At 38.5% G+C, this 22,334-nt stretch carries 21 protein-coding genes; 8 read left to right on the top strand and 13 right to left on the bottom strand.

What is annotated here, in order from left to right; genetic code table 11:
* Positions 1 to 197: 197 nt before the first annotated feature.
* Positions 198 to 1,235, bottom strand: a complete 1,038-nt coding sequence (locus ACFQRG_RS19565; protein WP_380969297.1) for a YkvI family membrane protein — start codon at positions 1,233 to 1,235, stop codon at positions 198 to 200.
* Between the two features lie 92 nt (positions 1,236 to 1,327).
* On the opposite strand from ACFQRG_RS19565, the gene yyaC reads away from it, so the two are divergent.
* Positions 1,328 to 1,963 (top strand): spore protease YyaC, encoded by a 636-nt coding sequence (gene yyaC, locus ACFQRG_RS19570; protein WP_380969299.1) that lies wholly within the window; start codon positions 1,328 to 1,330, stop codon positions 1,961 to 1,963.
* Positions 1,964 to 2,000: 37 nt separating this feature from the next.
* Here yyaC and ACFQRG_RS19575 read toward each other — a convergent pair whose 3' ends face one another.
* The 12 genes from ACFQRG_RS19575 to rpmH all read right to left on the bottom strand — a co-directional run bounded on the left by ACFQRG_RS19575 (position 2,001) and on the right by rpmH (position 12,531).
* On the bottom strand, positions 2,001 to 2,717 hold the full coding sequence (locus ACFQRG_RS19575; protein ID WP_380969301.1) for a DUF554 domain-containing protein: 717 nt from the start codon (positions 2,715 to 2,717) through the stop codon (positions 2,001 to 2,003).
* 238 nt (positions 2,718 to 2,955) lie between these two features.
* On the bottom strand, positions 2,956 to 3,816 hold the full coding sequence (locus tag ACFQRG_RS19580) for a ParB/RepB/Spo0J family partition protein (protein WP_380969303.1): 861 nt from the start codon (positions 3,814 to 3,816) through the stop codon (positions 2,956 to 2,958).
* Positions 3,809 to 4,570 (bottom strand): ParA family protein, encoded by a 762-nt coding sequence (locus ACFQRG_RS19585; RefSeq protein WP_380969305.1) that lies wholly within the window; start codon positions 4,568 to 4,570, stop codon positions 3,809 to 3,811. Before ACFQRG_RS19585 ends, ACFQRG_RS19580 begins: the two co-directional genes overlap by 8 nt.
* A gap of 60 nt (positions 4,571 to 4,630) precedes the next feature.
* Positions 4,631 to 5,470: a nucleoid occlusion protein gene (noc, locus tag ACFQRG_RS19590; protein WP_380969307.1), complete on the bottom strand. Its 840-nt coding sequence runs from the start codon at positions 5,468 to 5,470 to the stop codon at positions 4,631 to 4,633.
* Positions 5,471 to 5,598: 128 nt separating this feature from the next.
* Positions 5,599 to 6,306: a 16S rRNA (guanine(527)-N(7))-methyltransferase RsmG gene (rsmG, locus tag ACFQRG_RS19595; RefSeq protein ID WP_380969310.1), complete on the bottom strand. Its 708-nt coding sequence runs from the start codon at positions 6,304 to 6,306 to the stop codon at positions 5,599 to 5,601.
* 14 nt (positions 6,307 to 6,320) lie between these two features.
* Positions 6,321 to 8,213, bottom strand: coding sequence for a tRNA uridine-5-carboxymethylaminomethyl(34) synthesis enzyme MnmG (gene mnmG, locus ACFQRG_RS19600; RefSeq protein WP_380969312.1), 1,893 nt, complete (start codon positions 8,211 to 8,213; stop codon positions 6,321 to 6,323).
* A 47-nt stretch (positions 8,214 to 8,260) separates the two neighbouring features.
* The gene (gene mnmE / locus ACFQRG_RS19605; protein WP_380969315.1) at positions 8,261 to 9,637 is read right to left on the bottom strand and encodes a tRNA uridine-5-carboxymethylaminomethyl(34) synthesis GTPase MnmE; all 1,377 of its coding nucleotides are present in this window, start codon (positions 9,635 to 9,637) and stop codon (positions 8,261 to 8,263) included.
* Positions 9,638 to 10,017: 380 nt separating this feature from the next.
* Positions 10,018 to 10,644: an RNA-binding cell elongation regulator Jag/EloR gene (jag, locus tag ACFQRG_RS19610; RefSeq protein WP_380969317.1), complete on the bottom strand. Its 627-nt coding sequence runs from the start codon at positions 10,642 to 10,644 to the stop codon at positions 10,018 to 10,020.
* Positions 10,641 to 11,420 (bottom strand): membrane protein insertase YidC, encoded by a 780-nt coding sequence (yidC, locus tag ACFQRG_RS19615; RefSeq protein WP_380969319.1) that lies wholly within the window; start codon positions 11,418 to 11,420, stop codon positions 10,641 to 10,643. The genes jag and yidC overlap by 4 nt, the downstream gene beginning before the upstream one ends.
* Before the next feature lie 36 nt (positions 11,421 to 11,456).
* Complete coding sequence (gene yidD / locus ACFQRG_RS19620) at positions 11,457 to 11,696, bottom strand: membrane protein insertion efficiency factor YidD (RefSeq protein WP_380969322.1); 240 nt, start codon at positions 11,694 to 11,696, stop codon at positions 11,457 to 11,459.
* Between the two features lie 4 nt (positions 11,697 to 11,700).
* Positions 11,701 to 12,051 (bottom strand): ribonuclease P protein component, encoded by a 351-nt coding sequence (gene rnpA, locus ACFQRG_RS19625; RefSeq protein WP_380969324.1) that lies wholly within the window; start codon positions 12,049 to 12,051, stop codon positions 11,701 to 11,703.
* Positions 12,052 to 12,396: 345 nt separating this feature from the next.
* Entirely contained in the window at positions 12,397 to 12,531 is a 135-nt protein-coding gene (rpmH, locus tag ACFQRG_RS19630) for a 50S ribosomal protein L34 (RefSeq protein ID WP_380969326.1), read from the bottom strand.
* A gap of 619 nt (positions 12,532 to 13,150) precedes the next feature.
* Between rpmH and dnaA the strand changes: the two genes are divergently transcribed.
* From dnaA to gyrA, 7 genes are all read left to right on the top strand, one after another.
* Positions 13,151 to 14,524: a chromosomal replication initiator protein DnaA gene (gene dnaA, locus ACFQRG_RS19635; protein ID WP_380969328.1), complete on the top strand. Its 1,374-nt coding sequence runs from the start codon at positions 13,151 to 13,153 to the stop codon at positions 14,522 to 14,524.
* 224 nt (positions 14,525 to 14,748) lie between these two features.
* Entirely contained in the window at positions 14,749 to 15,888 is a 1,140-nt protein-coding gene (gene dnaN / locus ACFQRG_RS19640) for a DNA polymerase III subunit beta (protein ID WP_380969357.1), read from the top strand.
* Between the two features lie 110 nt (positions 15,889 to 15,998).
* Positions 15,999 to 16,217, top strand: coding sequence for a S4 domain-containing protein YaaA (gene yaaA / locus ACFQRG_RS19645; RefSeq protein ID WP_380969330.1), 219 nt, complete (start codon positions 15,999 to 16,001; stop codon positions 16,215 to 16,217).
* Positions 16,218 to 16,303: 86 nt separating this feature from the next.
* A complete protein-coding gene (gene recF, locus ACFQRG_RS19650; protein WP_380969332.1) occupies positions 16,304 to 17,434 on the top strand; it encodes a DNA replication/repair protein RecF in 1,131 nt (376 codons plus the stop codon).
* 5 nt (positions 17,435 to 17,439) lie between these two features.
* Entirely contained in the window at positions 17,440 to 17,691 is a 252-nt protein-coding gene (gene remB / locus ACFQRG_RS19655; protein WP_380969334.1) for an extracellular matrix regulator RemB, read from the top strand.
* 100 nt (positions 17,692 to 17,791) lie between these two features.
* A complete protein-coding gene (gene gyrB, locus ACFQRG_RS19660; RefSeq protein ID WP_380969336.1) occupies positions 17,792 to 19,714 on the top strand; it encodes a DNA topoisomerase (ATP-hydrolyzing) subunit B in 1,923 nt (640 codons plus the stop codon).
* A gap of 47 nt (positions 19,715 to 19,761) precedes the next feature.
* Positions 19,762 to 22,275 (top strand): DNA gyrase subunit A, encoded by a 2,514-nt coding sequence (gene gyrA / locus ACFQRG_RS19665; protein ID WP_380969338.1) that lies wholly within the window; start codon positions 19,762 to 19,764, stop codon positions 22,273 to 22,275.
* The last annotated feature ends 59 nt before the right edge of the window (positions 22,276 to 22,334 follow it).

Here is a 22,334-nt window from a genome sequence, read left to right on the forward strand (position 1 = left end):
GCAGCTCAGGAACGCCCTTCTCTAAAGTCTTGTCTAGGCTTCCACCATCCCTAGTCGCTTGTCATCAAGTTTGCTTTAGATACTCTTTTCCATCATCACTGTTTATCATTATCGTAACTTTTTGATTTATAATTTGTATTATAGAACAAACTGCAATAAATAATCAATTATATTTTAATTTATTTTTAAATTTGGTTTTACTCTTTATAGATTTTATGATTATTGTCAAGCCGGTGAATAATTGGATATATTAAAATTGCAGCAAGCAAATAAAGATTTAAAACGCCATAAATCGGGTATAAAACTGCAACGAGTGTTGAAAACCCGAAAGTTGTCAGCGGAAGCATCAATAAAATGAATACAAGGGCAAGTTTCCATAACGGTGCACGGAAATAATTTTCAAACCGTGTAATCAACCCAAACACACCTGCAGCTGATGTTGTATAAATAGCAGTTAATAATAAAAATGACATGATGATAGTCATGGTGTAAGGATATGATTTAACAAATATAAATAATGGAATTTCATAGAGTCTTATTTCATTAATCATTTTAACTAAGGATTGGTTATATAAAAAGGACATACCGCCAAATATTAAACCGCTACCAATGCTTGCTATCCATATTTCACCTTTTGTTTTTACATCTCGTCCAACAGCTGACAAAACAGCAACAACCGGTAAGATATTTAGCGCGGTAAATGTAAATGCCGACGGCCAATTGGATTGCTCAAGCCAATCAAAGGAAAGGACACGATCTGTTGTATCTATAAATTTAATAAGCACATAGGTTAGAAGAAGAATAAGCAGGGGAATGACAATGGCATTCATTAGAACCATTCCTTTATTACCCCGTACAAATAATAAAATAAGACAAATACAAATTAACGCCACTCCAAGCCAATACGGGACATGCATGATTTCAAGCGACGTACCGGCACCGGCTAACATAACGACCGTTGTAGAAAATAGATTAAGCAATATTAAAAAGTCATAGAACATCGCAATTTTATCGCCCAATAAATATTTTAAAACCGGAAGATAATGCATCGTTTTTTGATCAAAGCTAATCTTCATAATAACATACGTCGAAATGATAAAAAGAATCGTAAATATAAAGATGGCCAAGGCACTTTCTTGTCCAAAAAATTGCCATAATTCCCGGCCGGAAGCATACCCCGCGCCAATTAACGTTCCGCTAATCAGAAACATCCATTTCAGTCCAGCTTTGACCATGCGTCTCTTCCCCTCCGAAATTAACATTTCTCATGTATAGAAATACAACAAATTCCGTATACTATAAGTATTATTATTAAGGGGAGGAACCTATGAATCTTAAACAAAAGTTTGCAGCATTAAAAAAGTCTGACAACCGCATTCATTACAATGATTTTCCTTCTCATATGAAGTTGATTAAAAATATTGAAAACCTTTTGCCTGATAATAAGGATGTACCCATTGTTATTGTCTGCATTGGTACAGACCGGTCAACAGGTGATTCATTAGGTCCTCTTATCGGGACAAAATTAACAGAATTAAATGGCAATCAGTATCCTGTTTACGGAACTTTGGAACAGCCGATTCACGCTGTCAATTTAGATGAAAAATTACAGGAAATTAACCATGCCTACACCGAACCGTTTATTATTGCTATTGATGCTTGCTTAGGCAAATACAACAATATTGGTACCATTTCAATTGGCGAGGGGCCTGTATTGCCAGGGGCAGGGGTTAATAAAAAGCTTTCACCGGTGGGTAATATGCATATTACCGGAATTGTCAATGTCAGCGGCTATATGGAGTATTTCGTTTTGCAAAATACAAGATTAAGTCTCGTCATGAGTATGGCAAAAGTGATTTCCGAATGCCTTCATCTTGCAATCTCTAATCATACAAATAAATTAATAACACAAAAAGTACACTTTAAAGAAAACATTACGATTAAGAAAAACTTGAAGACATAAATAATAAAAAGACACCCATTGATTTAAAATGAGTGCCTTATGTAAAGGATATATTCCAATAATAAATGATCAAAACAATCAATGCGCAAACAACAATGCTTGGTAAAAGGTTGGCTGTTCTAATCTTAGTGATATTGAGTAAATTTAAACCGATAGCTATGATAAGTATGCCGCCGGTTGCTGTTATTTCATTGATAAAATGTCCCATTAATGGATGGGGAATAACCATTGCTATATACTTTGCAAATATTGCAATGATCCCTTCATACAGGAATACTGAAACAGCTGAAAAAATAACCCCTATGCCTAATGTTGTCGAAAAAATTAAAGCCAGGAATCCATCTAAAACAGCCTTTGTGAACAGGACGCTATGATCGCCTCTTAAGCCGCTGTCTAACGCACCTACGATCGACATGGCGCCGACAACAAAAACGAGTGTGCCGGTAACAAATGCCTTTGCAATATTTCCATCTTTACCTGTTCCGACTCTTTTTTCAAGAAAATAACCAAATCGGTTTAATAATCTTTCTAAATCAAACAGTTCACCAATGATACCGCCAAGTACTAAGCTACCTATAACATACAAAGAATTTTCTGTTTTCAGCCCCATTTGTATACCTAATAAAACAATAACAAGTGCCATTCCCTGAGTAACTGTTTGCTTTATTTTTTCTGGAATCCTTGTTAACATATTTCCTAAAATTGAACCTAAAATAATTGCCAGTGTATTTACGATTGTCCCTAGTAATACCATAATTTAAAAACCTACTTTGTAAATGTTAACTCGGGTAGCTGGCTCCTTCGCCGTAGCTTATTCAAAAAATATTGCCACTTCTCGTCGCAGCTCGTTGTTTTTCCGAGATGCTTTGCTCGTTCCTACGCCGACGTTTATTCATAGCAGCATCGCCATTTCTCGTCACAAAGCTGCAAAGATGTATATTCATGCTGTCGCTTACCTTCGCCAACGCTCATTAAAGAAGTTTTTTATCAACTTATGTTTGCGGGCCTTCAAGTATTTCAATTAACCTGTTTAAATCATCCTGCGAATAATACTCAATTTCTATTTTGCCCTTATCTTTATTTTTTACAGGCTTAATCGCAACAGATGTTCCAAACTTTTCCCTTAATAAAGACACTTTCTGCTTTAATTCGGGATTAAGGTTTATTTTGTCTTTTTTTTGTGTTTCACGCGAAACGTTTTGATTTAGTTTTTGAATAAGCTTTTCTAATTCTCTAACGTTCATTTGATCTTTAATAATTTTATCAACTAACGCCGGCAGTTTCTTTTTGTCTTTTAATCCCAGAAGCGTCCTGCCATGTCCCATTGATAGTTTCCCATCGGCTATCAGAGATTGCAGAGGTTGAGGAAGTTGTAATAACCTTATATGATTAGTAATATGCGGGCGGCTTTTACCTAATTTTTTTGCCAATTCTTCTTGGGTTACCCCAAGCTCATCCATAAGTTTACGGTAAGCTAATGCTTCATCAATTGGATTTAAATTCTCCCTTTGAAGATTTTCAATGAGAGCGACTTCCATCATTTGTTTATCTGTAAAGTCTTTGACAACAGCAGGAACTTCCTTTAATTTTGCCTCGATAGCTGCACGATATCTTCTTTCGCCGGCCACTATATCATAGCCTTTAATACTTTTCCGTACAATAAGCGGCTGAATAATGCCATATTCTTCAATTGATGTCTTTAATTCATTAATGGTTTCGTCGTCAAATGTTTTTCTCGGCTGATAGGGATTCGGTCTTAGATCTTTAATTTTTATTTTCTGAACGGAATCTTGCTCATCAACGACATTAGTGGGAAACAAAGCATTAATGCCTTTACCTAATCCCCTACTCATCCATCATCACTTCCTTTGCCAACTCAAGATATACTTCAGCACCTCTTGACTTAGGATCATAGATGATAATTGGTTTCCCATAACTTGGTGCTTCACCCAGCCTTACATTGCGAGGAATAATAGTTTGATAGACTTTGTCTTGAAAATACTTTTTCACTTCTTCAATGACTTGGAGTCCAAGGTTTGTTCTTGCATCGAGCATAGTAAGAAGTACACCTTCAATCTGAAGGTGACTGTTTAAATGCTTTTGGACTAAACGGACATTATTTAATAATTGGCTTAAACCTTCAAGCGCGTAATATTCGCATTGGACTGGTATCATTACAGCATTGGATGCAGTTAAGGCATTAATTGTTAATAATCCAAGTGAAGGCGGACAATCAATAATAATGTAATCATATTGGTTATCGATTTTTTCCAGCGCCCTGCTAAGCCTTACTTCTCTTGATATAGTTGGTACAAGTTCAATTTCCGCTCCCGCCAATTGAATGGTTGAAGGAATAATTTCAAGATTTTCTATGATTGTCGGTCTTATGACATCTTTGGGATTAACATCCTCTATTAATACATCATAGATACATTCATCTATATCGCCTTTATCGATACCAACACCGCTCGTAGCATTTCCCTGGGGATCCATATCAACAAGTAAAGCCTTTTTACCCAAATATGCTAAACAAGCGCTTAGATTCACCGATGTTGTTGTCTTGCCAACACCGCCTTTTTGATTCGCGATGGCTAGAATTTTGGCCACTGCACAATTTCACCTACCTTTATTTGCCTGCAGACATTGAATAAATTTTACAAGGCAAAATTACTTTTTAGGTATTTTTATCGTAAATTGATAATAGTCTCCCATATCTTGTTCATCAGTATCTATATTTAAGCCGGTATCCTCAACCATGCCTACCGATTGTCTTATTGTATTAACCGCTATTCTCATATCCTTGCTCAGCGATACCCGTTTCTTTTTTTTCGGTTTCGCCGGCTGATCCTCTTTTAATTTTTTGACCCTTTCTTCCGTTTGTTTCACGTTAAGCTGTTTTTCAATAATTTCATTTAAAAGTTTTTCTTGTTTTTCTTCATCTTTCAGGCCGATTAATGCCCGGGCATGACGCTCAGTGATTTGTTTTTCTAAAAGCGCATTTTGTACTGAGTCTGGTAATTTTAACAATCTTAATTTATTTGCGATCGTTGACTGCCCTTTTCCAAGTTTTATTGCAAGGCTTTCTTGCGTAAGCCCGTGTATATCCATTAATTTAGAGTAAGCCACCGCTTCTTCAATTGCAGTTAATTCTTCCCGCTGCAAGTTCTCAATGAGTGCAACAGCAGCAGTTTGAGCATCATCAAATTCCTTAATAATTGCGGGGACAGTTTTCCAACCAAGAAAGGTAACCGCTCGCCACCGCCGTTCACCGGCAATAATTTCATATTTATCATCAATTTTTCTTAACACGATCGGTTGTATAATCCCGTGCGTTTGGATAGTTTGTGCAAGCTCTTCAATCTTTTCTTTGTTAAAAACACTTCTTGGCTGAAAACGGTTTGGGATGATATTTTTTATATCAATATCTTGAACATGTTCGTGTTCAAGTTCATCAATAGTCACGTCTCTTTCCCCTTGACCAAATATTTTGGAAAAAGGATGTTTCATAAATGTCACCACCCTTTTCGTTATTTCCCAAATAATAATTTCGCTTTTTAGGCTTTAAATCCTTCATACTTAAATCGTTTCACGTGAAACACGACAAGAAGTTATTAAAATCGTTTTTCCATCTATGATTACAACGGGTTTCTGCCTGGTGTCCCAGGTTTTCTAGGATATTTTTTTGGTGTTTTTTCAATTTTATCTATAAAAATCAGGTGGCGATGGCTTTGCTCCTCCGGTAAAAGTAAAGCTTGGACATCTTTTATGTTTCCACCTAAGGCCTTTATTGCTTTTTGTGAAGCCTTAATTTCCTCTTCGGCACTTGCTCCTTTTAATGCAATAAAAGTGCCGTTTATCTTTGTCAGCGGCAAACAATATTCACTGAGTACTGATAATTTAGCAACAGCACGGGCTGTAACAATATCGAAGGTCTCGCGAATTTCTGTTTTTTTTGCAAAAGTCTCTGCTCTATCATGATACAGTGTAACATGATTTAAAGAAAGTTCTTTGACCAAAGTATCTAAAAATGACAGCCGTTTTTTTAGTGCGTCGACGATGGCAATTTTCAGATTGGGGAAAACAATTTTTAAAGGAATGCTTGGAAATCCTGCTCCCGAACCAACATCACACAAGGTCAATTCAGAGGTTAGGTCAAAATAAAAACTTGGTGTAAGAGAATCATAGAAATGCTTTATGTATACTTGTTCCTCATCTGTTATGGCTGTTAAATTCATTTTTTCATTCCATTCAATAAGGCACTCATAGTACTTTTTGAATTGATTAATTTGATGAGGAGATAGGGTTATCCCCTTCTCCTCTAAAACCTTAGTAAACTTATCCATTGCTTCCTCCATTTTTATTCAGCAACCTTAGCCAATTTACCTTGTTCCAGATAAACAAGTAAAATTGAAATATCGCTTGGATTTACACCAGAGACACGAGAAGCTTGACCTACAGATAATGGTTTAACTTGGCTCAGTTTTTGCCTTGCTTCTGTCGCAATACCGTTAATAGCTGAGTAATCAAGATCTGAAGGGATTTTTTTATTGTCCATTTTACGCATTCTTTCAACTTGTTGTAGTTGCTTACTGATATACCCTTCATACTTTGTCTGAATATCTACTTGTTCAGCGACATCTTCCGTGATTGTTTCCTCGGGCTCAGGAATAAGTTTGAGAATATCATAGTAAGTCAATTCAGGACGTTTTAATAGATGATCGGCTTTAACCGGTTCTTTTAATTCATTCGCTCCCTTTTCTTTAAGAAGAGCTTGTACTTCTTCAGTCGGTTTAATTGATATTTGTGATAAGCGTTCACGTTCTTTTTTAATAAGGGCTTTCTTCTCTGTGAACTTTTTATAACGTTCTTCAGATATAAGTCCGATATCGTAGCCAATATCAGTCAGCCTTAGATCAGCATTATCATGACGCAGCAACAAACGGTATTCCGCACGTGACGTTAATAGACGGTAAGGCTCGTTTGTCCCCTTTGTTACAAGGTCATCTATAAGAACACCAATATAAGCTTGGGAACGGTCAAGAATAACAGGATCTTTGCCTAATACGGTGCACGCAGCATTAATACCTGCCATAATGCCTTGAGCTGCTGCTTCTTCATAACCGGAGGTACCATTGATTTGTCCAGCAGTAAACAGTCCTTTAACCCTCTTAGTCTCCAGCGTTGGCCAAAGTTGGGTAGGAACAATGGCATCATATTCAATGGCATAGCCGGCACGGAGCATTTGAGCATTTTCAAGACCCGGTACTGTTGTTAACATTTCCCGCTGTACATCTTCCGGGAGACTTGTTGACAAGCCTTGTACATAGACTTCTTCTGTATTTCGTCCTTCAGGTTCCAAGAAAATTTGGTGCCGCGGCTTATCATTAAAGCGAACGATTTTATCTTCGATCGAAGGACAATACCTAGGACCGGTTCCTTTAATCATTCCTGAGTACATCGGCGAACGATGAAGATTGTTATTAATAATTTCGTGCGTTTTTTCTCCTGTGTAAGTTAACCAGCAAGGAATTTGATCCGTAATAAATTCCGTTGTTTCATATGAAAACGCTCGAGGTTCCGCGTCGCCAGGTTGTATTTCAGTTTTTGAATAGTCGATTGAACGGCTGTTGACACGAGGCGGGGTTCCGGTTTTGAAACGAACAATATCAAAGCCAAGTTCTTGTAAATGGTGAGACAAATTAATGGATGGCTGCATGTTGTTCGGTCCGCTTTCATAAGACAGGTCGCCAATAATAATTTTACCTCTTAAAAATGTGCCAGTTGTAATAATAACTGTTTTGGCACGATATTCAGCGTTAGTCTTCGTTATGACACCTTTACATACACCATCCTCAACAATTAAGCGTTCAACCATGCCTTGTTGGAGTGTAAGGTTTTCCGTTTGTTCAAGCGTTTTTTTCATCTCTTGTTGATACAATACTTTATCCGCTTGTGCACGCAAAGCTCTTACAGCCGGTCCTTTTCCTGTATTCAGCATACGCATTTGAATGTGCGTTTTATCGATATTTTTTCCCATTTCTCCGCCTAAAGCATCAATTTCCCGTACAACAACGCCTTTAGCCGGGCCGCCGACTGATGGATTACATGGCATAAAAGCGATGGCATCCAAATTAATTGTCAGCATAAGCGTTTTTGCACCCATTCTGGCTGAAGACAAGCCTGCTTCAACACCGGCATGGCCTGCACCGACAACAATCACATCATATTCTCCAGCTTTAAATGTTTTCATTGCATAACCCTCCTTTAAGGATATTTTAAAAGTTAATCTATATCAGTTTATTTTCCTAAGCAAAATTGTGAAAACAGCTGATCAATCAAGCTGTCGGATACCGTATCGCCGACAATTTCCCCGAGAATCTCCCATGATCTGCGTACATCAATTTGGGCCATATCTACAGGGACTCCGAGTGACATACTGTTTATCGCATCGTTTACAGCCTCTTTGGCTTGATTTAATAAGGCAATGTGGCGGGTATTGGAAACATAGGTAACATCCTGCGTTTCTACTCCCTGTTCAAAAAACAGTGAAGCAATGGCTTGCTCCAAGTCATTAATACCCTCTTCTTTTAATAAAGATGTTGTAATAACCGGGCGGTTTCCGGCAAGTGCCTTTACCTCATCAAGCGAAATGTTTTGTTCAAGGTCTGTTTTATTAACGATAATTATCGCGTCCATACCTTCCATAGCTTTAAATAGTTGACGGTCTTCATCTGTTAAGGACTCATTATAATTAAGCAATAAAAGAATAAGATCGGCCTCTTTTAACACTTTTCGAGACCGTTCGACACCAATTCTTTCAACAAGATCCTCAGTTTCCCTAATCCCCGCTGTATCAACTAAACGTAATGGAACACCGCGAATATTGACGTATTCTTCAATTACATCCCTGGTTGTTCCCGGAATATCTGTTACAATCGCCTTATTTTCATGAACTAAGCTATTTAATAAGGATGATTTTCCTACATTAGGTCTTCCTATAATAACTGTTGATAATCCTTCTCTCAATATTTTACCTTGTTTTGCAGTAACTAATAACTCTTCAATTTTATCACGAACCATTTGTGCTTTTTCAAGTAGTATTCCATTGGTAATTTCCTCTGCATCATATTCCGGATAATCTATATTGACCTCAACTGAAGCAATAATTTCCAGTAATGTTTGCCGCAAGCTTTGTACCAGCTTTGACAACCGTCCTTCCATTTGCCCCATAGCCACATTCATTGCGCGGTCTGTCTTTGAACGAATCAGATCCATGACTGCCTCTGCCTGTGATAAATCAATACGTCCGTTCAAGAAAGCCCTTTTCGTAAATTCTCCTGGTTCGGCAAGACGCGCGCCTTTACTTAAGGTTAATTCAAGAACGCGGTTAACAGACATTAGCCCGCCATGGCAGTTGATTTCGACAACATCCTCGCGTGTAAATGTTTTAGGTGCTTTCATGACAGCAACCATAACTTCTTCAACAATATCACTTGTATCCGGATCTATTATTTTCCCATAATTAATTGTGTGCGTTTCTGCCTCTTTAAGTTTCTTTTTTCCTTTGTAAATTTTATCAGCTATTTCAATGGCTTCGGGTCCGCTTAATCTGATGATTGCAATAGCTCCCTCTCCCATTGGCGTTGATATGGCTGCTATTGTATCTATATCCAAATTTATCACCTCTTTCTTTTGTAAATGAACTATATTATCTATATGATTTATTTAAATGCTTTCTATACGATACAAGTTATCCACATTTCCGGTTCGGCCTTTTTTTGTTCCCTAACAATATAGGATACCACAAAACCACCTGTGGATAAAGTGTTTTATTCTATGCTTGTGGATAACTTATTTTATAACATAATTAATTTCAGTTATCCACAAGTTATTTAATTGGCCCTCTTTCATCTTCTTCCTCCCGCACTTCTAACACCATGAAAAAAATTGCAATTCAGCAACCTTAATACACCTTTTGCATCTCAAATTTATACTTTTCTTAAGTCAAAAAAAAGCACATGCCATTTTCGGCATGTGCTTTTCGCTATATTTATTTATGATTCTTTAGGGAAAACAACAACATAACGTTGAGGTTCTTCACCTTCGGACCGCGTTGTTACACGGTCGCTGCTTTGCAGGGCAGTATGAATGACCTTTCTTTCATAAGACGGCATTGGATCCAGCTTAACCGGACGGCCAAATTTTGTTACCCTTTCGGCTGTCCGTCCCGCCAAACGTTCAAGAGACTCTTTGCGCCGCAATCGATAACTTTCAACATCTAAAGTCAGTTTTACTTTATGATCAGAGTGTTTATTAATGACTAAATTAGCCAAAAACTGAATAGCATTAAGTGTTTGTCCCCTTTTTCCGATAATTAAGGCGGGATCTTGTGTCATAATTTGACACTCAATATTCCTGTCGTCTTGCTCAATAACTTTAATATCAGCAGACATGCCAATTTTCGACATGATATTTTTTAAATAATCAATGGCAATATCTATTGGCAATGTTTTTAAAGTGACTTTTACAAGTGCCGGTTTTACACCAATAACACCTAATAGACCTTTTTTTGGTTCTTCAAGTACATCAATGATCACGTTTTCTTTAGTTGCCTTTAAAGTATCCAACGCGGTTGTAACCGCCTCTTCAATCGTTTTACCCTGCTTGGTGACTTCCCTCACTTTTTCGCTCCCCCTACTTCATTTTTCTTATTTTTTTTCGAATCTCTGGAGCTGTAAAGAATGTAGGTTTGGAAAATCATCCAGACGTTACCTACCAACCAGTATAAGGCCAAAGCAGATGGAAAATAGATCGCCATGCCCCCGATAATAATTGGATAGATATACGTCATCATTGCCATTTGCGGATTTGCATTGCCCGTCTTGCCTAACAGCACTTTTTGTTGGACAAATGTTGCAGCTGCAACAACAACTGGCATGATATAATATGGATCTGGATGACCTAAACTAAACCAAAGGAAATTTGAGTGTTTGATAGCCTGTGTTCGCATAATTGCATGATAAAGCGCAATAAGAACAGGCATTTGAATAATCAATGGCAAGCATCCCGCGAGCGGGTTAACGTTATGCTCCTGAAAGAGCTTCATTTGTTCCTGCTGCAATTTTTGTTGAGTCTTTTGGTCTTTAGAACTATACTTTTCTTTTAATTTCGCTATCTTAGGCTGTATTTCCTGCATAGCGATTGAATTTTTCGTTTGTTTTACCATTAGCGGCATTAAAACAAGCCGAACGATGATTGTTACTATGGCAATAGCCAGTCCATAACTGCCGTTGAAGAAATTAGCAATGGTTGTTATAAACCATGATAGCGGAAATACAAAATATTCATTCCATATGCCCGTACTGTGTGATGTGATGGGCTGATTCATATCATTACAGCCTGACAGTACGGCCACAAGAAGCAATAACAGAGCCGTCACAGCTATTTTTTTTCGCACAACTTTACCCCCTTGATCTCTTTTTAAAAACTTTGATCAGCGGTATCGTTTTGTTCGATTATTTTTTTCCGGTACTGGGTCAAAACCTCCTGGATGAAACGGGTGGCATTTTAAGATCCTTCTAATAGTTAAATATCCCCCTTTAAACAAACCAAAGCGTGTAATCGCTTCGATTCCGTACTGGGAGCATGTAGGCAAAAAACGGCAAGTTGGCGGTGTCAGAGGCGAAACGAATTTTTGGTAAAAACGGATGAAACCGATAAATAACCGCTTCAATCTATCACCCTCTATGACGCAACAGGACGCCGGCGCGCTTTAATACATGCTGGATACTCTTGAAGGAATCATGATAATTCATATCAGCTGTAGGTTTCCTTGCAATAATAACAAAATCACAGCCAATTAAAAGCCTGTCCTCTAAATGTTTAAACGCTTCTTTTATGTATCGCTTAATCCGGTTTCTAGTAACAGCATTTCCAATCTTTTTACTGACAGAAACCCCTAATCTAGAATACTCCCGTTCAGGATTTTTTAGAACATAAACGACAAACTGCCGATTTGCAGTTGACTCTCCATTATTAAAAACATCTTGAAAATCGTAATTTTTCCTTAGTCTTCTTATAGTTTCCATATTGTCACTCCGGACGAGTCATTCTAGTTGACAGAAGTATTATAATATATGTCCAAAAAGGAAGACAAATATTTCCCGGTCTTTTTTAAACATCCTTATATTTAGTAAAGAAAACTTGCCGATTAGCGAGCCTGGAAAGGCGAAGACAAAGCGAGTTAAGCAGCTTCCTGAAAAAACACCTTTGCAGCTTTGCGACGAGCTTTGATATGCTTCTTCGAATGGCGTCGCGCAGGAGCATCCCTTACTTAGAACTTTAAATCGGCCACTACGTCGAATTTTCATCATAGCTGCCGATTTTATACTTCTTAATGTGCAAAAAAGACCACTGTGGGTCTAACAGTGGCCTTATGCTGAAAGTACTTTTCTGCCTTTGCGACGACGGCGCGCAAGAACTTTACGTCCATTTTTAGTTTGCATACGTGAACGGAAACCGTGTACTTTCTTTCTTTTACGATTATTTGGTTGGTAAGTACGTTTCATTTATTACACCTCCCAGAGGAACATATCCTTTTAACAGTCTGGACTATTATATATGAGTGAATGCTTTTTTGTCAAGGTCGTGAATATGCCGCCCGTGTTCTAATTAGATTTTCCTTTAACTCCAATCCCTCTCATTCACTCTCTATATTTTTATCCCGGTTGAACTGTCCTTAAAAAAAACCTTTCCAATATTAACATATCTCCTAAACGACATTTTATTTATTCACATCACCGACAAACCTCTATTATTCCATTGTGGATAATTTTCGACGGCGTTTTTATATTATCAACAACAGATATCGACAACTTTTACACAAACTAACCCATTGTGGACAACATTTTTTCACAGGATATGACCCTTGTGGATAAGGTGGCTAAAACCATTGCGTGTCCTGTGTTTTTCTGTTATGATTATTGTGTTTTATCACTTGGATAACATTTTCCTATTACATGTTTTCCACAACCTGTGGATAATTTTGTGGACATCTATTAACATGGTGTGAAAAGTTCTATCCACAAATTTGTGATTCATGTCGACAATTTTTCTGATATACTTATATACCTGCTCTTATATTATTCGGGCCTGTGGATAATATCTTTATAAAGGGGGGATACATCATTGGATAATATTAATGACTTATGGAAGCAAGCCCTTGCTTTAATAGAAAAGAAGCTTAGCAAGCCGAGTTTTGAAACTTGGTTGAAATCTACAACCGCGCACTCACTTCGGGATGATACTATTACAATTACTGCGCCTAACGAGTTTGCAAGAGACTGGCTCGAAACCCGCTATTCTAATTTAATTACTGATACTATCAGAAATATTACCGGTTCAAATTTAAACGTTAAATTCATTATTCCTCAAAACAAAATGGATGATGAGTCATTAAATTTTGATCAAAGAAGAAAACAAATGCAAAAGCAAAAAGAAGATCAAAATGAAAAAGCAAAAATAGGTATGCTTAATTCGAAAAATACCTTTGATAATTTTGTCATTGGCAGCGGCAACCGCTTTGCACATGCTGCTTCTTTAGCTGTGGCTGAAGCACCGGCAAAAGCTTATAATCCCTTATTTATATATGGCGGTGTGGGGTTAGGAAAAACACATTTAATGCATGCCATCGGTCATTACGTGATGGAGCATAACCCTCAGGCTAAGGTTGTCTATCTTTCTTCTGAAAAATTTACAAATGAATTTATTAATTCTATCCGGGACAACAAAGGTGATGAATTCCGCAATAAATATCGCAGCGTCGATGTTTTATTAATAGATGATATTCAGTTTCTTGCCGGAAAAGAATCAACTCAAGAAGAATTTTTCCATACTTTTAATACTTTGCATGAAGAAGCAAAGCAAATTGTGATTTCCAGCGACCGGCCGCCTAAGGAAATCCCAACGTTAGAAGACCGGCTCAGATCAAGGTTCGAGTGGGGCTTAATTACAGATATTACGCCTCCCGACCTTGAAACAAGAATCGCCATTCTTCGCAAAAAGGCTAAAGCTGACGGGTTAGAAATGCCTAATGAAGTGATGCTTTATATAGCAAATCAAATCGATACGAATATCAGGGAACTTGAAGGCGCGCTTATCAGGGTCGTAGCTTATTCATCAATGAACAATTTAGATATTAATGTTGATTTGGCCGCTGAAGCACTTAAAAATATTATCCCTTCATCCAAACCAAAGGTCATTACGATAAAAGATATTCAAATGGCTGTTGGCGAAGAATACCAAGTTAAATTAGAGGACTTCGCAGCAAAAAAGCGGACGAAATCCATCGCCTTTCCGAGGCAAATTGCCATGTATTTATCAAGGGAGATGACCGATTACTCGCTTCCAAAAATAGGTGAAGAATTTGGCGGCAGAGACCATACAACAGTGATTCACGCTCACGAAAAAATTTCAAAGCTGTTATCTACCGATCGTGAATTGCAAAAAAAGGTTAAAGATATTACTGAGCAATTAAAATCGCCTATGAAACTAAAAAATTAAAGTTTTATTTAATAACATGCTTGTTGATAATTCATGTAAATCTCCGTTGGTTATACACAGCCTATCCACATGTGGATAGGCCTTATTGCCGGTTTGTTTCTTGAGTTATCCACAAACTCACATCACCTACTATTACTACGTCTATTTTTTATTATTTGATATATATAGGAGGTATTCTCATGCAAGATGTCATGAATTCAAATAACCATGACACATCCCTTGCTATGAAATTTTCTATAACTAAAGATAAGTTAGTAGAAAATGTTAACCATATCATGAAGGCTGTCTCTTCAAAAACAACGATACCCATTTTAACTGGAATAAAAATCACTGCTTCTCATGACGGCATTACATTAACAGGCAGTAATTCCGATATTTCGATTAAATCGTTTATCCCGTTAGAGGAGAACGATAAAGAATACGCTACAATAGAAAAAAACGGGAGTATTGTCCTGCAAGCCAGAGTTTTTTCTGATATTGTAAAAAAATTGCCAAGTGAATTTGTCAATATTGAAGTCGACTCCCGATTAATGACTAGAATTACGTCAGGATCTTCCGAATTTAATTTAAATGGTCTGGATGCTGAAGAATATCCGAGGCTGCCGCTCATTGAAGAAGGGAATGTCCTTCATGTACGGACAGATTTATTAAAGCATGTCATTCGGCAAACCGGCTTCGCTGTGTCCACCTCGGAAACACGCCCGGTGTTGACAGGTGTAAACTGGAATATCCAAAATGGCAATTTGAGTTGTGTAGCAACAGATAGTCATAGATTGGCAAGCAGGACGATTTCTATCGATGCCGATGAAAACGCGGAATACAAAAATATTGTCATTCCAGGCAAGAGTTTAAATGAATTATCGAAAATTCTTGATGACTCCAGCGGTGAATGGGTTGAAATTGTCATTACGGAGAGCCAAATTCTTTTTAAAGCGAAACATCTTCAATTTTACTCAAGACTGCTTGACGGTAATTATCCGGACACAGACCGGCTTATCCCGGCAGAAAGTAAAACGGATATTGTTTTATCAACAAAGGCTTTATTACAAGCCATTGACAGAGCTTCATTGCTTGCAAAAGAGGAAAGAAACAATGTTGTAAAGTTCAGAACACTCTCAAACGAGGTTGAAATTTCTTCTCAATCAGCGGAATTGGGACGAGTCTTTGAAAATGTAGACATTCAATCGTTGGAGGGAGAAGAATTAAAAATATCTTTTAGTGCAAAATATATGATTGATGCCTTAAGCCGTATTGACTCGCAAGATATTCGGATAAGTTTTACAGGAGCTATGAGACCGTTTCTAATTCGTCCTGTAGAGGATGAAGGCATTTTAATGCTTATTCTTCCAGTAAGAACTTATTAAGTTGAAAAAGTCTGGTATGAACACGCACTTGAAAAGGCCGCCGAAAAAATTGAAATTCAGCGGTCTTTTTCATCATTTCGGGTAACTTGATATGAAAGTTGGTGATATTCATGCAGCAAGTTAAAATCAATTCAGATCAGGATTACATGACATTAGGACAGCTGTTAAAATATATTGGAGTTATAAGTACTGGGGGACAAGCCAAATGGTTCTTGTCTGAGCACAGTGTTATGGTAAATCAAGAACTTGAAAATCGCAGGGGCAGAAAGCTTTATGATGGTGATCAAGTTGAGATTGAACATCATGGGGAATTTATTGTCGAAAAGTAAAAGAGATGTTTAAAAAGGTTCAGGAAACAAGCGCGTTAAAGCGGCGGCGGTCCTTTTTGAACACGTACTAAAGGGGGGAATCCCTTTTGATCCTGGAATCCATCACTGTAACGAATTTTCGCAACTATAATAGTGCTTCTATCAGCCTTTCTAAGTCCGTAAATGTTTTTCTTGGTGAAAATGCCCAAGGAAAAACAAACCTTCTCGAAGCTATCTATGTACTGGCGATGGCTAAGTCCCATCGAACATCCAATGATAAAGAATTAATCAAATGGGACGAAAATTATGCTAAAATAGAAGGTAGGCTTAAAAAGAAAAACGGCGCTGTACCTCTTGAATTAACCATTTCAAAAAAGGGTAAAAAAGCGAGAGTTAATCATCTTGAACAAAAAAAGCTAAGTCAATATGTCGGCGCGTGCAATGTTGTCATGTTTGCGCCTGAAGATTTGAATTTAGTCAAAGGAAGCCCAAGTCACCGCAGACGCTTTATCGATATGGAAATGGGCCAAATTCAGCCTGTTTATATGCATGTTCTTAACCAGTATCAAAAAGTGCTTCAGCAGAGGAATGCCTTGTTAAAGGATCTTGCCAGAAAAAAGACTAAGGACTCAGCGATGCTGGACATTTTGACTGAACAAATGATTGATTTGGCTGCTGAGGTTGTTATCCGGCGGTTCCGATTCATTCATTTACTTAAGGAATGGGCATTTTCAATTCATTCAAGTATCACAAGAGGGCTTGAAACATTAAATATCGAATACCAGTCCAGTGCTGCTGATGTATTAGAAGATATGGATTTGTCAAAAATAAAAGTAGTATATGAAAACACTTTCGAACGTATGAAAGAAAAGGAGATTGATCGGGGAGTTTCATTATTTGGGCCGCATCGGGACGATTTAAAGTTCTTTGTCAATGACAGAGATGTCCAGACATTTGGATCTCAGGGACAACAGAGAACAACAGCTCTTTCTTTGAAACTTGCAGAAATAGAGTTGATTAACAGTGAAGTCGGTGAATATCCGCTGCTTTTATTGGATGATGTGTTAAGTGAGCTGGATGATTACCGGCAAACCCATTTGCTTCATACTTTCAAAGAAAAAGTGCAAACCTTTGTGACAACAACGAATATTGACGGCATCGATCATGAGATGATTCAGCAAGCCGCTTCTTTCAACGTTAACCAAGGCCAAATTTCAGGGCCTTGTAACCCGAGGTGATCTCATTGTTTATCCATTTAGGTGAAGATATTATTGTCCGAACCAATGAAGTTGTTGCTATTTTTGATTATGAACGTATGAAAGAAGATCAAGGTAATCTAAGGCTGTTAGAGAACCTAAAAAAGGCGAAAAAAGTTAACAATATTGGCGAACAATTATCTAAGTCAGTTGTTTTCACCGATCATGCCGTTTACCTCTCTCCATTTTCCCCGGCAACGTTGAAACGACGGTCGCAATTAAGAGTAAATCCTTCCTAGATGTTCATAATCAAAATTGAACATTTTCTGATGGGAATAGAGATCAGGTGATGTACACCTGTAATTGAGTGTTAAACCTATAAAGGTTAGGTGAGTATGAATGACAGAAAAAGATACAAATCAACAAACATATGATGAGAGTCAAATACAGGTATTAGAGGGTCTGGAGGCCGTAAGAAAGCGTCCGGGTATGTATATTGGTTCAACCGGTATTAAAGGCCTTCACCATTTAGTTTGGGAGATTGTCGATAACAGTATTGACGAAGCTCTTGCCGGATACTGCGATACGATTCAATTAATTATCGAAAAAGACGGCGGTATCACCGTTAGTGATAACGGGCGGGGCATTCCTGTCGGTATCCAGGAAAAAATGGGACGCCCGGCCGTTGAAGTTATTTTAACTGTTCTCCACGCCGGAGGAAAATTCGGCGGCGGCGGATACAAGGTTTCTGGGGGGCTTCACGGTGTTGGTGCCTCAGTCGTTAATGCTTTATCAACAGAATTGTGGGTAAAAGTCTCACGTGAAGGCCACATTTATTACCAGAAATATCATCGGGGCGTTCCTGAAGAAGATTTGAAAATTATTGGTGATACGGATGAAACAGGGACGACGACTCATTTTGTTCCAGACCCGGAAATTTTTACAGAAACAACGACATTTGATTTTGACATACTTGCTAATCATGTGCGTGAACTCGCATTTTTAAATCGCGGTATTAAAATAATTGTTGAAGACAAAAGAGAAGAAGATAAAAAGGTTGAATACCATTATGAAGGCGGCATTAAGTCATATGTCGAACATTTGAACCGGAGCAAGAATGTTTTACACGACGAACCCATTTATCTAGAAGGGGAAAGGGATGGCATCAGTATAGAAATCGCCCTTCAGTATAACGATGGTTTTACGACCCAGCTGTACAGTTTCGCGAATAACATTCATACCCATGACGGCGGAACGCATGAAATTGGCTTTAGAACAGCGTTAACCAGGGTAATCAACGATTATGCAAAGAAAAATCAACTGTTTAAGGAAAGCGATCCGAATTTAACAGGTGAAGACGTTCGTGAAGGGTTAACAGCCATTGTTTCAGTTAAGCATCCCGATCCTCAATTTGAGGGACAGACCAAAACAAAGCTTGGCAATTCCGAAGTAAGAACAATCACTGAATCGCTGTTTGCTGAGCAATTATCAAGATATCTCTATGAGAATCCGGATACAGCTAAGCGAATCGTTGAAAAAGGGATGATGGCATCCAGGGCCCGGGCAGCGGCGAAGAGAGCGCGTGAACTAACAAGACGTAAAAGCGCCTTGGAAGTTTCTTCTCTTCCGGGTAAATTGGCAGACTGTTCATCAAAGGACGCCTCCATATCCGAATTGTATATCGTTGAGGGCGACTCTGCCGGCGGCTCAGCCAAACAGGGCAGGGACCGGCATTTTCAGGCAATTTTACCTTTACGAGGTAAAATTATTAATGTTGAAAAGGCAAGATTAGATAAAATACTCTCAAATAATGAAATACGAACGATTATAACGGCACTTGGAACAGGTGTTGGCGAGGAATTTGATATTTCTAAAGCCCGTTACCACAAAATTATCATTATGACAGATGCTGATGTCGACGGTGCCCATATCAGAACGCTCCTTTTGACTTTCTTTTACCGTTATATGCGCCCGGTATTAGAGAAAGGTTATGTTTATATTGCCCAACCGCCGTTGTACAAAATTCAGCAAGGCAAACGTGTTGAATATACCTACAATGATCGTGAATTGGAAAAGGTTTTATCGGAATTGCCGGCAAATCCGAAGCCTGCCATTCAAAGATACAAAGGTTTAGGGGAAATGACCCCCGCCCAGTTATGGGAAACAACAATGGATCCGGATAACCGGACAGTTCTGCAAGTGAGTTTAGAGGATGCTATTGAAGCCGATGAGATTTTTGAAGTGCTTATGGGTGATCAGGTAGAACCAAGAAGGCAATTCATTCAAGAGCATGCCCACTATGTTACAAATTTAGATATATAAATGAGGAATATGTTTTTTTCGGGGTTTTTAGTTAGGAGGATTTTGGGATGACAGAAGAGCACGAGCAATCGAGAGTCAAACCGGTAAATATCAGTCATGAAATGCGGACGTCATTTATGGATTACGCTATGAGCGTTATTGTCAGCCGTGCCTTGCCGGATGTCCGTGACGGTTTAAAGCCTGTACACCGGCGTATTTTATATGCAATGAATGAATTAGGTATGACGAGTGATAAGGCCTTTAAAAAGTCGGCAAGGATTGTCGGTGAAGTTATTGGTAAATACCATCCTCACGGCGATTCCGCTGTGTATGAAACCATGGTGCGCATGGCTCAAGATTTCAGCTATCGTTATGAATTAGTAGACGGTCATGGCAACTTTGGTTCTATTGATGGTGATTCGGCGGCGGCAATGCGTTATACAGAAGCGCGCATGTCCAAGATTTCTATGGAAATGGTTCGGGATATTAAAAAAGATACAATTGATTTTCAAGACAACTATGATGGTTCAGAACAGGAGCCTATTGTATTACCGGCGCGTTTCCCAAACCTGCTAGTTAACGGTGCTTCCGGTATTGCTGTCGGTATGGCAACCAATATCCCTCCTCATCAGCTTGGAGAAGTCATTGACGGTATTCTGGCGTTAAGTAAAAACTCCGATATTAGTATTCCTGAGCTAATGGAGTTTATTCCGGGACCTGACTTCCCTACAGCAGGTCTCATTTTAGGCAGGGAAGGTATAAGAAAGGCTTATCACAGCGGCCGGGGCTCAATTATTTTAAGAGCCAAGGTTGATATTGAGCAGCATGATAACGGCAAACAAACGATTATTGTCAGTGAACTGCCATATCAAGTTAACAAAGCAAAGCTGATTGAAAGAATTGCTGAGCTTGTTCGCGATAAAAAGATTGACGGCATTACTGACTTGCGTGATGAATCCGATCGAAACGGTATGAGAATTGTCATTGAGGTTCGCCGTGATGCCAACGCTAATGTTTTGCTGAATAACCTTTATAAACATACAGCTTTGCAAACAACATTTGGCATCAATCTTCTGGCGCTTGTTGACGGCAGGCCAAAAGTCTTAAACTTAAAAGAATGTTTAAGCCATTACCTTGAGCACCAAAAGGTTGTTATTACAAGAAGAACCCAATATGAGTTAAATAAAGCAGAAGCACGCGCTCATATTTTGGAAGGATTAAGAGTAGCGCTTGATCATCTTGATGAAGTCATTAATCTGATCAGAAGTTCCCGTACAACGGATATTGCCAGGGACGGCTTAATGGAAAACTTTGATTTATCCTATGAACAGGCTCAAGCTATCTTAGATATGCGTCTGCAGCGCTTAACTGGACTCGAGCGGGATAAAATTGAAGGTGAATATCAAGAGCTCGTTGCTAAGATTGCTGAGTTAAAGGCTATTTTAGCTGATGAAGAGAAAGTTCTTGAGATTATCCGTGAAGAATTATTAGAGATTAAAGAGAAGTATAATGATGAGCGCCGGACAGAAATTACTGTCGGTTTCGATATGATTGAAGATGAAGATCTTATTCCAAGGGAAGATGTTGTCGTCACAATCACCCATTATGGATATATCAAACGGATGCCGCAGGATACGTATAAGAGCCAGCATCGCGGAGGCAGAGGCATCCAGGGCATGGGGACTAATGAAAATGATTTTGTTGAACATCTGTTCCCGACCAACACTCATCATTTTATATTGTTCTTTACCAATAAGGGAAAAGTATATCGCTTAAAAGGGTATGAGGTTCCTGAACTTGGCCGGACTGCTAAAGGAATACCGGTTATTAATTTAATTCAGATTGAGAAGGATGAATATATTACCGCTGCCTTCCCGATTGAAGAATTTACGGAAGATAACTATTTAATTTTCATGACTAAACATGGCATCACAAAGCGGTCACAACTCTCAGCATTCTCTAATATTCGTAAAGGCGGTCTTTTCGCCATTAATTTGCGGGATGAGGATGAATTGATTGCTGTACGCTTAACAAATGGCCAGAAGGAAATTATAGTCGGTACAAAGCATGGGCTTGCGATTCGTTTTAAAGAAGACGATGTCAGGTCGATGGGACGTACGGCAACAGGTGTTAAGGGGATTACTTTATCTGAAGAAGATGAAGTCGTTGGCATGAGCTCGATTGAAGAAGATGAAGAAATTCTCATTGTCACAGAAAAGGGCTACGGCAAACGTACCCCGGTTGATGAATACCGGATCCAAACAAGGGGCGGTAAAGGCATTAAGACATGCAATATAACAGATAAAAATGGTCATATGATCGCTTTGAGAACGGTCAAAGAAGATGAAGATCTTATGATTATAACAACCAGCGGTATTATTATCCGTACAGCGGTATCAGGTATTTCACGCTTAGGAAGAAACACAATGGGTGTTAAACTCATTCGCATTGGCGAAGGCGATGAGGTTGCTACAGTGGCCAGAATTCAAAAGAATGATGATGACATCGACCTGGAAGACGATGAAAATAATAATGAAGATGAACAAAATAACAATGAAAATGAACAAAACAAAGAAGAATAATTTTCATTAAAGGAATCAAGTGAAGGCTTGATTCCTTTTGTTCTGTTGTCAGGGAAGTA

Origin of the sequence: Scopulibacillus cellulosilyticus (assembly GCF_042665295.1) — a bacterium.
GTDB classification, from domain to species: domain Bacteria; phylum Bacillota; class Bacilli; order Bacillales; family Sporolactobacillaceae; genus Scopulibacillus_A; species Scopulibacillus_A cellulosilyticus.

Excerpts from the sequence above, each read along its gene's own strand:
- ACFQRG_RS19565 (WP_380969297.1), bottom strand. The coding sequence starts at position 1,235 with ATGGTCAAAGCTGGACTGAAATGGATGTTTCTGATTAGCGGAACGTTA.
- yyaC (WP_380969299.1), top strand. The coding sequence starts at position 1,328 with ATGAATCTTAAACAAAAGTTTGCAGCATTAAAAAAGTCTGACAACCGC.
- ACFQRG_RS19575 (WP_380969301.1), bottom strand. The coding sequence starts at position 2,717 with ATGGTATTACTAGGGACAATCGTAAATACACTGGCAATTATTTTAGGT.
- ACFQRG_RS19580 (WP_380969303.1), bottom strand. The coding sequence starts at position 3,816 with ATGAGTAGGGGATTAGGTAAAGGCATTAATGCTTTGTTTCCCACTAAT.
- noc (WP_380969307.1), bottom strand. The coding sequence starts at position 5,470 with ATGAAACATCCTTTTTCCAAAATATTTGGTCAAGGGGAAAGAGACGTG.
- rsmG (WP_380969310.1), bottom strand. The coding sequence starts at position 6,306 with ATGGATAAGTTTACTAAGGTTTTAGAGGAGAAGGGGATAACCCTATCT.
- mnmG (WP_380969312.1), bottom strand. The coding sequence starts at position 8,213 with ATGAAAACATTTAAAGCTGGAGAATATGATGTGATTGTTGTCGGTGCA.
- rnpA (WP_380969324.1), bottom strand. The coding sequence starts at position 12,051 with ATGGAAACTATAAGAAGACTAAGGAAAAATTACGATTTTCAAGATGTT.
- rpmH (WP_380969326.1), bottom strand. The coding sequence starts at position 12,531 with ATGAAACGTACTTACCAACCAAATAATCGTAAAAGAAAGAAAGTACAC.
- dnaN (WP_380969357.1), top strand. The coding sequence starts at position 14,749 with ATGAAATTTTCTATAACTAAAGATAAGTTAGTAGAAAATGTTAACCAT.
- yaaA (WP_380969330.1), top strand. The coding sequence starts at position 15,999 with ATGCAGCAAGTTAAAATCAATTCAGATCAGGATTACATGACATTAGGA.
- gyrB (WP_380969336.1), top strand. The coding sequence starts at position 17,792 with ATGACAGAAAAAGATACAAATCAACAAACATATGATGAGAGTCAAATA.
- gyrA (WP_380969338.1), top strand. The coding sequence starts at position 19,762 with ATGACAGAAGAGCACGAGCAATCGAGAGTCAAACCGGTAAATATCAGT.